We start from the raw sequence: 13,046 nt of genomic DNA, 5'->3' as shown, positions 1-13,046 counted from the left end.
AGTTATTTTTCTCCTTTTGGAATTAATTCCATAATTGGTTCTCCATGATGAATTTCATTTTGCGTATATGCGATAACGTCTTCATAGTCATCTGAATTAGTCACAATCACAGGTGTCACAACTGAATAACCTGCTTCTTTTATTTTATCTTGATCAAATTCAACAAGTAGATCACCCATTTTCACATGATCCTGATTTTGAACTTGCGTTGAAAAATATTTCCCTTTTAATTCAACTGTATCCATTCCAATATGAATTAAAACTTCCACACCATCAACAGACTTCAACCCAATAGCATGTTGGGTTTCTGTTGTCATAACAACCTGACCGTCAAATGGTGCATAGATTTTATTGTCAGTTGGGTCGATAGCAACGCCTTTACCCATTGCGCCAGAAGCAAAAACTTGATCTTTTACCTCCGATAACGCCATTACTGTCCCAGTTGTAGGGCTATTAACAACACCTGGTGCATTAATTACTGGGGCACTCATAACTGGTGCTACCTTAGCTGGTGCATCATCTAATTGTGCTTCCATAGTTGCTACTTCACTAACTGTTTCACCTGTTCCAAATATTTGAACTAGCATTACTGAACCTATAATAGCAACACTACATCCAATAACCATCCCGATAAATGAACTTGGAATTTTAGGACTAATTGCATTCACAATTGTTAGTAAACTTGGTAGTCCAGCATAAGCAAAGTAATTCGAATTAAAGAAACTTGTAATTAATGCACCGACAGCCCCTGAAATACAACCAAAAATAAATGGCTTTTTAAATCTTAAGGTAACACCATAAATTGCTGGTTCTGTAATCCCAAATAATCCTGTAATAAATGCTGAAAGCGAAATATTTTTTAATTCTTTATTTTTAGATTTAATAAATACACCTAAAACGGCACCAACTTGCGCAACAACAGCAATTGTTTGAAATGCTTGAAATGAATCCATGCCATACATTTTAAAGTTAGCCATGACCATCGGTGTAACTCCCCAATGGATACCAAAGATAACAAGAACTTCCCAGAAACCACCAATGATAACACCTGCTAAAGGTGGTGCAACTGCAACTAAATAGTTATAACCTTTTGCAATACCTTCAGCTCCAAGAGAAGAAAGTGGTCCAATAATTAGAATTGTTAACGGAACCATAATTAATAAACATAATAATGGAACAACAAGCTCTTTAACAATTTCAGGGACTTTTTTATTTAAAAATCGTTCAAGATAAGAAAGAATCCAAACTAAAAATAGTGGTGGCAATACAGATGACGTATAAACTGTTTGAGATAATGGAATCCCCATAAAATTAATACTTGTACCACTTGCAATAGTTCCAGCCATCTCTGCCCACGTGGGACTGACTAATGCTGCACAACATGCAACAGCAATTAGACTGTTTGTTTTAAAATGTTTAGACGCCGTTATAGCAATAAATATTGGTAAAAATGTAAATGGAGCCCATGAAATAAAACTCAGAACTTGGTATGTACCACTTTTAGGAAAACTTGGCATTGCTAAAGTAATTAAAATTAAGATTCCTTGAATAATACCTGCTGCTGCTAATATATAAACAAAGGGTGCAAAAACAGCAGACATCGTTGCAATAATTCGATTCATTATACTCATTTTGGGAGCTTCTACTTCTTCCACTCCAGAAGAGTCAATCATTGCTGAAAAAGCGTCATAAACTTCCCCCACATGTGGTCCAATAACCACTTGGAATTGTCCACCACTTTCAACAACAGTAATAACACCCGCCATTGCTGATATTTTTTCTTTAGCGTCTGCTGGAACTTCATGTAATACCAATCGCAACCGGGTTGCACAATGTGTTGCTCCAGCTAAATTTGTTTCACCACCAACTGCTTCTAAAATATCTGTCGCTAATTTCGTATAATCTCTAACCTTACTTGCCATATTTTTTCCTCCTCAGATAAAAGCACACTACTGCTAAATAAAAAATTATGTATCCCCTTACAAATATTTGTATATGTACATATTAATTGTACGTGTACACTTTGTCAACAAGTTTTTGTAACCCTTTTCACACGGATGTACAAGAACGTGGCATTGTTATACAATAAGGCCTATAGAATTTTAATGGAGGAATCGCATGTTAAAGTATCAAGAAGTTGCTGACCAAATCGAATTAGCAATTAAACATAAAAAATTAAATCAAGGAACGCGACTACCTAGTCTAAATGAATTAATAGCTCAATATGCAGTCAGTAAGACTACTCTTATAAAAGCTCTCACAACTTTAGAAGATAAAGGAATCATTTATCAAGTTCAAGGTAGTGGCACTTTCGTTCGTCGTCAGAAAAGAGAAGGCTACATTGCCCTAATGACAAACATGGGTTTCACGAAAGATTTAAAAAATAGTAAATTATCTACAAAAGTAATTGATTTAAAAATTGAAACCCCCAATGCTAAAGTAGCTAGGGAATTAAATTGTGCTCCGGATGAAAAAATCTACTTTATAAAAAGAATTCGTTACATTGATAATCATGTTCTCTGTATTGAACAATCATACTACCGAAAAAAAATAGTTTCTTACCTCAATCGAGAAATTATTAGTGATTCTATTTTTAATTATCTAACAGAAGTTCTAAAGTTAAAAATAGGCTTCTCCGATAAGTACCTGCAAACAGATACACTTAAAGAAACAGAAGCACAACTTCTTGAGCTACCAAAAAATTCGCCAGGGTTCTATATCGATGAACTCTTTTACACAGTAAATGGTGAACCATTTGACCTTTCTCAAACTATTTATAATTATAAACATGCTAATTTTTTCATTCAAAGTGGACAAAAATAGATTTTTAACATAACTCATACTAAAAATAAAACTTAGAATAATCACTTATTTTTGTGATTACTCTAAGTTTTATTTTATTTTGCTTCTATAACTTTAATATTTTCATTGATTTTTTGTTCAACTTTGCGATGTTTCGATGAGACTCCTTCAGCAAAGAACAAGACACTGCCAATAGCTAATACATAAGTTAATCCAACTGTTTCACTATTCCAGAATGAGGCACCGTAGTAGAGAATGCTGCGAGCACCATCATATAAGAAGCGCATTGGCAACCAAGGAAGAACCCAATCTTGATAAAACTGAGGGACTAACGGTTGTGCCATCGCCAATAAAGGAATTGAGAAGAATAGTAAGAGCACGAATACAATAACCCCTGGAAAACCAATCCACGTAAGTACTCCTGAAAATAACATGATAAAAGCAAAACTCGTAAACGATAAAAATGACGCAATTGTTATAAAATGCGTAAAATTAAAGCCTAGAATCCAAGTGGCATAAGTAGCAGTTGCGAATCCAGTTAAGACTGCAAGCGTAATTGCTGAAATAATAAAAGATGATTTATATAAAAATTTATACTTCATCGATTTAAATTCTAGTGCATCTCCAGCGTAGAATAACAACAAACTGATAACCATGCTGGCAATCCAGATGGGCTGAAAGAAAGAACTATTTGCTGCCGATAAACCAGCAGTTGAATGTCTAACAATTGTTTTTACCGTAATGGGGTGATTCAATTTCAAGGCAGTTGCGGCAGGAACACTACTATTATTTTTTACCATATTGGTTAAAATTCCAGCTGAAATACCCCCACCCATTTTTGTGATAATTGTTGATAACGTTGACCCTACTGTTGTTGATAATGTTGCATTTTTTGCTTCATTTGTCATGACGGTGATACTTGCAGCTTTTTTTGAAGTTGGATCAGCTAATTTTCCAATCGCCAACGAGAAATCTTTTGGAATGACAATAGCAGCATAGTAATGTTGCTTGTCCATTGCTTTGTTAAGCTTTTTTTCACTCTTAACAACATGCCAATCCAATGTTTTATTTTTACTACTAGTTAAATTTTGTACAATTTTATTACCTTGGTTACCATTATCTTCGTTAACAATGGCGACAGGAACATCCTTGAGTTCTGATTTAACAGACGGAATTTGCATCACAACCATAATGAATGTAAGTAAAACTGAAACTAAAATAGCAAAGCCAAAAAATTTATTTTTAAACATAATTTTATTCCTTCTTTCTTTTTGAGTGAGCACTCAATCAATTACAAGTTCGATTATAGCTCATTTAAAAGTTTAGTCAACCCTAACTTTTAAATGAGCAGTCCAGAAATAATTATTTTTCCTTTTGTTATCGCTACCAATTGTGGCATAATAAGGACAGCGATAGGATGGTGATTATTATCAAAAAGTCTGAATTAAAGCTGTATGCCGACTCGGATTTATTTAAAGATATGACAGATAAGCAAATACAAATTTTAATTGCTTCAATTGAATTATTTTCAGAAAAAGGTTACGCAAATACAAGTACCAAAGAAATTGCTAAAAAAGCTGGTGTCGCTGAAGGTAATATTTTCAGCAAATACACTAGTAAACAAGGGTTATTGAACGCTATTATTACACCAGTTATTAAATCTATTTTGCCAACTGCAATGCATGATTTACTAAATGAATCCACAGACCATTCAAAGATGACTTTAGATTCATTAATTCGCCCCTTACTAAAAAACAGAGTTACCTTTTTGCAAGAAAATGCTAAAGTTCTCAAAATTTTCATTTCAGAGTTACTCTACGATAAAGCTGTTGTTACCCAATTATTGGAAAATGCGCCCGCTCCTTACTGGACATCAATCAACTCAACTATTGACGTATTAAAAGAAAAAAATTTAATTGTCGATTGGGATAATCTCGAAATTCTTAAGGTTATCTGGTCAATTATTGGTGGTATTGTTTTAGGGTATCTCTTATTTGATCAACCATTAACAGAAGAAAGTATTACTCATTCAACCGACGCTTTAATTAAGGCTCTTAGCGTTTAAAGTGAAAAAATAAGGCACATAAGATCAGTGTATATACTGATTTTATGTGCTTTATTTAATTTTCTACTGGTAGCATTACCTTAGATAATTCCGCCAGTCATTTCACGATTCATTTCATCTTTATTAAGTGCTTTTTTTGTAAATCCAAGAATTAACGCTGTAATAACCATCCCGATTAAGATACAGCCAATGTAGAGAAGTGGTTTGTTACTTGCAATAGGAATAACAAATATTCCACCATGAGGTGCTTGTAAGGTTAACCCTAGCGCCATGCAAAGTGCGCCACCAACAGCACCACCAATAATATTTGCAGGAATCACTCGTAATGGATCCCCCGCAGCAAATGGAATAGCTCCTTCAGTAATAAAACTAGCTCCAAGTACCCAATTAGCCTTACCTGCTTCACGTTCTGAAATCGTGAATTTACTTTTAAATAACAATGTTGCCAGTGCGATGCCTAATGGTGGTACCATTCCTCCCACCATTAGAGCTGCTGATGGGCCGTATATTCCAGATGCAAACATCGCTAAACCAAATGCACCAGCAGTTTTATTGATTGGACCTCCCATATCTGAAGCCATCATTCCTGCCAGAATAGCACCCATTACTGCTGCATTAGCACCATTCATAGACTTCAACCAATTAGTTAAAAAGGTAATTAAATTAGCCATTGGCGTATTTAGAGCAAAAAACATAACTAACCCAACAATCAGCGTTGCTAACAACGGAATAAATAATACAGATACAAGACCTTGATAAGAGTGTGGAATTTTTCGTGTCTTATTAACTAAGAATTTTGTAACATAACCCGCTAGAAACCCAGCTACCATTCCTCCTAAGAATCCAGATCCACCATTAACAGCCATCATACCACCAATCATCCCGGTTGCTAATCCCGCTTTATCTGCAATACTCCAAGAAATAAAACCAGCTAATACAGGAACATAAAGTTGAAATGCAGCCTTCCCACCAACTTCATTAAAGAATGCAGCCCAAATGTTATAAGTATCACTTTTAGGATCTGAAGCATAAATACCAAACATGAATGAAATCGCAATAAAAATTCCACCTACAACTACAAAAGGAATCATATATGAAACACCACTCATAATATGAGTATAAAATTCATGAGCAACTTTACTACCTACCGTAATTTTTTCATCAGTATCTTCTTTTTTCATAGATGATTCCAAACTCAAGTTTTTCTCCAATTCTACTGGAGAACCACCTGATTTAGTATCTAGTGCTAAAGCTTGATCTAAAATAGTGGAGGCACTATTAATTGCTCTTTTAACAGGTACATCTATAAATTCTTTATCACCAAAAATACTTTCATCTACTTTAACATCATGTGCAATAATAATGGCATCTGCCTCAGCAATATCATCATTATTTAATTTATTTTCTATCCCCGTTGAACCATTCGTCTGAATTTTAACACGCATACCACGTTTTTTTGCTTCATCAGTTAATGCTTGTGCCGCCATAAATGTATGTGCGATTCCAGTCATACATGCACTAATGCCAATTAAATATTTCCCCGATAAATCACGCGATTCTGCTATATTTTCTTCATTTCTTTTATTACTATCTTCTTTTAATAATACCTCATAAATATCTTTTGATGTTTCAGCAGTAATCAGTTTTGCTCTAAACGTTTCATCCATTAAGCTTGCAGATACTCTAGAAAGCATTTTTAGATGTTCATCTGTTGCATTCTTCTCAGCTGCAATCATAAATACCATATTAACTTTTTCATTTCCCCACTGAATTCCAGAGAGGTTTCTTAAAATAGCAATTGTTGCTTTCGCAACTGTTCCTGTTTTAGCATGGGGAATTGCAACACCATATCCAACCGCAGTAGAAATTTCATTTTCACGTTCATAGATTGCTTTTTTGTAATCTTCAGAACTACCAATATAATCATTACTATAGAGTAAATTAATAAGTGAATCGATTGCTTGTTCTTTAGTCATCTTCGAAATAGACGTTTCAATATTTCGAACATCAATTAATTCGTCAAATTGCATGATATTTACCTCCAAAATAAGTTATCATTTTCTACTTATATAATCTAAATTTTATAAAATGATGCTTTATCAGTTGAATTAAATAAATCCATTTTATGTTCAACGAGATTTTGAGCTGCTTGACGAGCAGAAGGCATTAATTGATCTGGTTCATAGGCATCTGGATTATCTTTAAAATTCTGACGTAATTGTTCCATAAAAGCCATTTTCATATCAGTTGATAAATTAATTTTAGCTACACCGTGTTGATATGCTTTACTAATTTCTGAATCTTTATTATCTGAACCACCATGTAAAACTAATGGAATATCAACTGCTTCATTAATTTTCTCTAACAAGTCCATTCGAAGTTCTGGTTTTTCAACGTGACTATATTGACCATGACGTGTGCCAATTGCAACAGCTAACGTATCTACCCCTGTTAACTCAACAAATTTTTTTGCATCATCTGGATCAGTATACATAATTTTATTAACACCATTATTTTCCGTACTTAATTCATTTGAACCAATTGTTCCAAGTTCAGCTTCCACTGAAACGCCAGCTGCATGAGCTACTTCAACAACTTTCTTTGTTAATGCAACATTTTCGTCCCAAGGCTTTGATGAAGCATCAATCATTACAGAAGAATAACCATTGTGAATACCACGAACACAATCTGCTAGAGTAGCACCGTGATCAACATGTATTGCCATCGGAATTTTAGTTCTATCAATAGCTTGACGAACATACGCTATGAAATTTTCGCCAACTAAACCTAGTTCATTAGGATGAATTTGAATAATTGCTGGTGCATTCTTTTTTTCTGCTGCCCCAATAACTACTTCAACAAATTCACTATTCGCAACGTTGTAAGATCCAACCGCAAAATTATTCTCGTAAGCGACACCCAATAAATCCACCATATTATATAACATTTTATAATCTCCTTTTCTGATTCCATAGTTTAATAAATTCTTCTTTTGAATTTGCCGTAAGTAACTTTTGAATAGTAACAATATTACCGGTACGTTGATATATATCATTAAAAAAATTTTCATTTGCTTTTAAATCTGCACTAGGCACATAGATAATAACGAGTCGTACTTTTTGATTTCCCCAACTAATCTCTGATTTATTTATTCCAATAATAATTTTTGCAGACGTTTCTGATCCCTTTAAAAATGGATGTGGGAGTGAAACTAAATTACCAATGTCTGTTGATGACATTTTTTCACGTTTAATAAAGTAAGGAAGCAAATTTCCATACCCTGACTTATTAATTAAATACTTAATTGCATCAATACTATTTTTTTCATCCATTTGATAAAAATCAAGATTATCAATTAACGAGAATGTCCCAACCGAATCAATATAGGACTGTAATTTTAAAATATCATTAGTAATTAATTTACGTGTTACCGTCAAAATTCGAGAATCGTTTAATTCTGCATCCGTTTGATCACATAAAATAACTAATTGATATTTCTTTACCTTATTTAAATCTAATTCAAGAGAAATATGATTAATTTGTATCGTTGGAAAATAGGTTTGTAATTTATAACGAAAAACCTCTGCTTCTGTACTTTTCCCTTGAAATACCAGCACTGCGTTAATAGTGCTTTTTGACTCCTGAGCTAAAATCAGCTGAATATGAATGGCTAAATATGCAATTTCAGATTCAGGAATATACAATGTCATGGTTCGCTGCAATTCATCATATAAAAAACATGCAATAGAATATGCAAATAAATATTCATGTTTAGTTTCAGTAGAATAGGGATTATAAATAGGAATACTATCCTCTAACGGAGTAAATAATCTCATAATATGATTTGTAATTTGAAATCTATACTGCTTCTTTGAATAAATCGGAATTGAATAATATTTTTCAGCATTATTCAATGAATGTTCAATTAATTTTCTTTGAGTCATATTTATTTTTGAAATATAATTTCCTGGAATATTTATCGGTAATGAAATCAAGTAATTTTCAAGTGCTATTCTTTCTGAATTATTCTCAATACTAATAGGTTCCCCTATAAGAATATCTCTGGCTATTTTATACTCTGGAAGATTACTAGTTTTATTATCTTCATTATCATATTTAATTTTTTGATTTTTATCATATCGATATTTAAAAATTATCATATGACATATTATTTTTGCGTGTACCCTAAAATCCATAGTGACATGATGCGCCGAAAATACAGTATCAATTATATTGATTTGTTCCTGTATTAAATTTCTACTTAGAAAACCGTTCAATACTTGATAAGTAGACTCAACTAAATTTTCTTTGGTAATCAATTCAATCCTTAATAGTTCTTCTAACAAAAGACGTTTTTGATTTTCAGTACCAACAATCTGAATTCCAATGAATATTTTAGAATCTAGCTTAACTTTAATATTTATTTCCTTTATTTTTTCAAAAAGCTGTTGTACCTTAATTCTAATATTTTCAACCGAATAATTAAGCTCTCTTGCAATTTCATCAAATGAGGTATAACCTTTTTGATCAACCAATACTCTTGCAATATCTAATAATAAATTAGCTTCATTATTAAAAAATTGATTTTTAGTACTTAAATTATAAATGTTTTTTTGAATCTTATATCCCTTATTAGACGAAATAACCAGTGGTTCATAACTTTCATTACGGTTCAGTGTCCTCACATAATTTCTAATACTCCTTTCCGTAACACCTATAATTTCAGCTAGTTGGTAAGAAGTTAGATAATTATTTTGTTGTAAAAGAACATCGAGTAGTCTCTCAATATTTTTATTCATTTAAAATCCCCCTCAAAAACAATATAATTATTTCTTTCAGCTTACCTAACAACGTTAGTATATACATTAAAGAAAACGCTTGCATAAGCAATTATTTTTCCGGTTCTTACAACTATTTTTTTCCGCCCATATTAATTATCAAAAACTACTAAATGAAATAATTTCATTTAAAGCGTTTACATTTTAGTAAAAGTTTAGTAAACTGTACTTGTTAACTAAAAGAATACGATTACATTGAATAATCGTTTCTTTCATCAAAAAATCTGCTACATAGAAAGAGGTCATCAAAATGAATGCAAATAAATTAACGATTAGTGCTGAGCAATTTGCAGCTGCCATTATTGCCGGAAATCCTAAGCAAACAAACGAAGATAACAAGGTTTACATCAAACGTCAATTAACGTTGTACCTTGAATCAGTTTTGTTAGCCAATGATTTTAATTCATTAGAAGAGAACCAATTAGGTTCTGCTAAAGAAAAACAACGACAAGACATTTTAAATAAGATTATTGAGCATAGATACAATTAGTTTTAAATAAATTTGAAAGGGCTTAACTAATGAAAAATATGAAAGATCTCAAACAATATAGTTCTTATGCTTTCGGGGCATTTGGACATGATGCATTTTACGCAACACTTAGCACTTATTTTATGATTTTTGTAACAAGTCAATTATTCGATACAAACAATGCAGGCTTTAATGCCAAAATGATTGGTTATGTAACCTCTTTAATGGTTATCATTCGAATTGTCGAAATCGCTTTCGATCCATTAATCGGTGGTGTTGTCGATAATACCCGTTCTCGTTGGGGTAAATTCAAACCTTGGTTATTAGTTGGTGCAATTGTCAGTTCAATTGGTTTAGTTATTATTTTCACCGACTTTGGTGGTTTAGCAACAAGCAGTCCTTATCTATACTTAGCTCTTTTTGCAGTCGCATTTGTTATTTTAGATATTTTCTATTCATTTAAAGATATTTCATTTTGGTCAATGCTACCTGCTTTAACTTTTGATTCTGAAAAAAGAACTAAATTCGGGGCAGTTGCTCGTTTTGGATCAACTTTAGGTGCACAAGGTGTTATTATCATTATCGTTCCAATGGTTGTCTTCTTCTCAAAATTATTCTCAGGGACACATGGTAATACACAAACTAAAGCCGGTTGGTTCGGCTTCGCCGTTGTAATTGGTTTAGTTTCATTCTTCGGTGCTTTAGCAACTATTTTAGGAACTAAAGAAGAAAAGAATGCAATTCGTGAAAATACTGAAAAAATTCGTTTCCGTGATGTTTTCAAAGTTATTGGTAAAAACGATCAATTAATGTGGTTATCACTATCATATTTCTTATTCGCATTTAGTTATGTTATTACTAACTCACTTTTGATTTACTACTTCAAATATGTTTTAGGTCGTTCAGCAGCCTTCTCAATTGTCGGAATTTTGACAGTTATTTTAGGTATTATCTCAGTTGCTTTGTTCCCAACTTTAGTTTCATTGATTCATCGTCGCGCCATCTATCTTGGCGGAATTGTGGTCATGTTATTGGGTTACATTCTCTTCTTATTTGCCGGTAGTAATCTTATTGTCGTCTTAATTGCCGTTGGGTTATTCTTCTTCCCATACCCACTTGTTTTCTTAGCAGCCTTAATGACAATTACTGATAGTGTTGAATACGGTCAATTAAAGGGTGGCACGCGTCATGAATCCGTCACTTTAGCAGTTCGTCCTTTATTGGATAAATTAGCTGGTGCTTTTGCTAATGGTGTTGTTGGTTTTGCTGCAATTCATGCAGGAATGACTGGTAGCGCTACAGCAAGCGATATTACACATGGTGATTTACTACAATTCAGAACGTACATGTTCTTTGTTCCAATGGCATTATTACTTGTTGCTGCATTTATCTTCATGTCAAAAATTAAATTGACTGAAGCTAAACATGCTGAAATTGTTTCTGAATTAAAAAAGAATTTAGATTAAAATAAACAAAAAAACGGCGATCAGATTTTTATCTGGTCGCCGTTTTGCTATCTAATCGTTCAGTCCTTTGCCTTCAAGAATCTTAGGAATATATTTGATAATTCGAGCTTCACGCGTTTCTGTTCGTTTAGCATCTGCGAAGTAACGGGCATATGTTTTTTGACGACCTGGCGTTAACGTTTCAAAAAATTCTTCTAGTTCGGGCATTTCATTCATTTTTTTCTGAAATTCAACAGGTAAAACAAGTTCAGTTGGCTTGCCCTTAGGAACTTTCAAACCCGCTTTTTCAGCGTTAATTGCTTTTTGAATATAATCACCGATTTCTGTCTTCAAATCTGTCACTTCTTTTAAACTATGAAATCTGATTTGACGACCAACTTCAGTATTTTCACCCGTTCGAATTAAAATACCTTTACCGTCGTCAATCAGAGTCCCTTTTAAGAAAAGTAACGCCATATATTCTTTAAATCCTTGAATTAAGACGATATTTTTACCATTCAATGTATAACAAGGCTTTCCCCATTTAAATGCTTCAACTAGACCTGTTTCAAGCGCAAATTCTCTTAATTGACTCATTTCTTCTTTCCATTGTGTTGCTTTTTCTAAATATAAATCAACTTTTGGATTCTTTTTAATTTCTGTCATTATACTAACCCCTTTATTTTATAGTCTTTTATCTGGATTCAATTGTAGCCCGATTAATGAGCATAATAGGAAGAACGCCGCTAATAAAATCGTTTTGGTCCCCATTATTGGTACCATAGCGCCCATTGAAACTGCCCCAAAAAGAAAAGCTAGAACAACACCCAACATGCGCCAACCTTTAGCCATCGCAATCACATTGTTTTTAACGATTCCATCATAAAAACTTTCAGCCATCGTTCTCAAATTACCGGTCATCATAAATGACGTAAATGGCCCTCCATTAATTTGTCTAAATTCTTGAAGTTGTGCAGCTGCGACCATTGACACAATCCCCGTAGATAACTGTGTTGGCCAACTTTTTGGAATAACTGCAACAATAATTAAAAGAATGGTTTCAATGCCAATCACAAATCGTTGTCGCTTATTAATGGAATCTTCTTCCTTAAACCGATGTTGTAAATTCCGAGTCACAATAATACCAATCATAAAGGCAAAAATTGGAATCAGATGATTAACTATGGCATCCCACTTCATTTGGCCTAAATTCGTCCCTAATATAATTAGATTCCCCGTTTGCATGCCCGCGAAAACACCATCGTGTACAAGATACGTGTACGCGTCAAAACCACCACCGGCAAATATCAATCCAGCAAACAGCAGCCTATCCAGCAGTGACATTGGTTTTTTCATCAAATCCTTCTTTCAGTCTATACTTAAAATTGTTCTTTCAATTTTAAGTATACTAAATTATCAGAAGTTAA

11 protein-coding genes are annotated in these 13,046 nt (G+C 33.2%); 4 read left to right on the top strand and 7 right to left on the bottom strand.

Translation table 11 applies throughout. The features are described 5' to 3' along the window. Positions 1 to 2: 2 nt before the first annotated feature. Positions 3 to 1,922, bottom strand: a complete 1,920-nt coding sequence (locus tag ACVQ8P_RS05180) for a beta-glucoside-specific PTS transporter subunit IIABC (protein ID WP_462297981.1) — start codon at positions 1,920 to 1,922, stop codon at positions 3 to 5. Positions 1,923 to 2,118: 196 nt separating this feature from the next. Here ACVQ8P_RS05180 and ACVQ8P_RS05175 point away from each other — a divergent pair, with 196 nt between their 5' ends. Continuing rightward, the gene (locus ACVQ8P_RS05175; RefSeq protein WP_462297979.1) at positions 2,119 to 2,823 is read left to right on the top strand and encodes a GntR family transcriptional regulator; all 705 of its coding nucleotides are present in this window, start codon (positions 2,119 to 2,121) and stop codon (positions 2,821 to 2,823) included. Positions 2,824 to 2,897: 74 nt separating this feature from the next. On the opposite strand, the gene ACVQ8P_RS05170 is transcribed toward ACVQ8P_RS05175, so the two are convergent. After that, on the bottom strand, positions 2,898 to 4,052 hold the full coding sequence (locus ACVQ8P_RS05170) for a YhgE/Pip domain-containing protein (RefSeq protein ID WP_462297978.1): 1,155 nt from the start codon (positions 4,050 to 4,052) through the stop codon (positions 2,898 to 2,900). Between the two features lie 230 nt (positions 4,053 to 4,282). On the opposite strand from ACVQ8P_RS05170, the gene ACVQ8P_RS05165 reads away from it, so the two are divergent. After that, the gene (locus ACVQ8P_RS05165) at positions 4,283 to 4,867 is read left to right on the top strand and encodes a TetR/AcrR family transcriptional regulator (protein ID WP_462297977.1); all 585 of its coding nucleotides are present in this window, start codon (positions 4,283 to 4,285) and stop codon (positions 4,865 to 4,867) included. 80 nt (positions 4,868 to 4,947) lie between these two features. On the opposite strand, the gene ACVQ8P_RS05160 is transcribed toward ACVQ8P_RS05165, so the two are convergent. From ACVQ8P_RS05160 to ACVQ8P_RS05150, 3 genes are read right to left on the bottom strand one after another with little or no spacing between them, the layout of a single operon-like run. Further along, on the bottom strand, positions 4,948 to 6,897 hold the full coding sequence (locus tag ACVQ8P_RS05160; protein ID WP_462297975.1) for a PTS fructose transporter subunit IIABC: 1,950 nt from the start codon (positions 6,895 to 6,897) through the stop codon (positions 4,948 to 4,950). 44 nt (positions 6,898 to 6,941) lie between these two features. Continuing rightward, positions 6,942 to 7,814 carry a ketose-bisphosphate aldolase gene (locus tag ACVQ8P_RS05155; RefSeq protein WP_462297974.1) on the bottom strand — a complete coding sequence of 291 codons (873 nt, stop codon included), beginning with the start codon at positions 7,812 to 7,814 and terminating at the stop codon, positions 6,942 to 6,944. Position 7,815: 1 nt separating this feature from the next. Beyond that, positions 7,816 to 9,666: a BglG family transcription antiterminator gene (locus ACVQ8P_RS05150; protein WP_462297973.1), complete on the bottom strand. Its 1,851-nt coding sequence runs from the start codon at positions 9,664 to 9,666 to the stop codon at positions 7,816 to 7,818. A gap of 289 nt (positions 9,667 to 9,955) precedes the next feature. On the opposite strand from ACVQ8P_RS05150, the gene ACVQ8P_RS05145 reads away from it, so the two are divergent. Continuing rightward, positions 9,956 to 10,195: a hypothetical protein gene (locus ACVQ8P_RS05145; protein WP_462297972.1), complete on the top strand. Its 240-nt coding sequence runs from the start codon at positions 9,956 to 9,958 to the stop codon at positions 10,193 to 10,195. 38 nt (positions 10,196 to 10,233) lie between these two features. Continuing rightward, positions 10,234 to 11,640 (top strand): glycoside-pentoside-hexuronide (GPH):cation symporter, encoded by a 1,407-nt coding sequence (locus ACVQ8P_RS05140; RefSeq protein ID WP_462298085.1) that lies wholly within the window; start codon positions 10,234 to 10,236, stop codon positions 11,638 to 11,640. A 51-nt stretch (positions 11,641 to 11,691) separates the two neighbouring features. Here the strand turns inward: ACVQ8P_RS05140 and ACVQ8P_RS05135 are convergent, their stop codons facing one another. Both ACVQ8P_RS05135 and ACVQ8P_RS05130 read right to left on the bottom strand, forming a co-directional pair. Further along, positions 11,692 to 12,285, bottom strand: a complete 594-nt coding sequence (locus tag ACVQ8P_RS05135; RefSeq protein WP_462297970.1) for a YdeI/OmpD-associated family protein — start codon at positions 12,283 to 12,285, stop codon at positions 11,692 to 11,694. 18 nt (positions 12,286 to 12,303) lie between these two features. Next, complete coding sequence (locus ACVQ8P_RS05130) at positions 12,304 to 12,975, bottom strand: YoaK family protein (protein WP_462297968.1); 672 nt, start codon at positions 12,973 to 12,975, stop codon at positions 12,304 to 12,306. Between the last annotated feature and the right edge of the window lie 71 nt (positions 12,976 to 13,046).

It is taken from the genome of Dellaglioa sp. BT-FLS60 (assembly GCF_054941065.1).
This window is presented reverse-complemented; position numbering and strand designations above follow the sequence as displayed.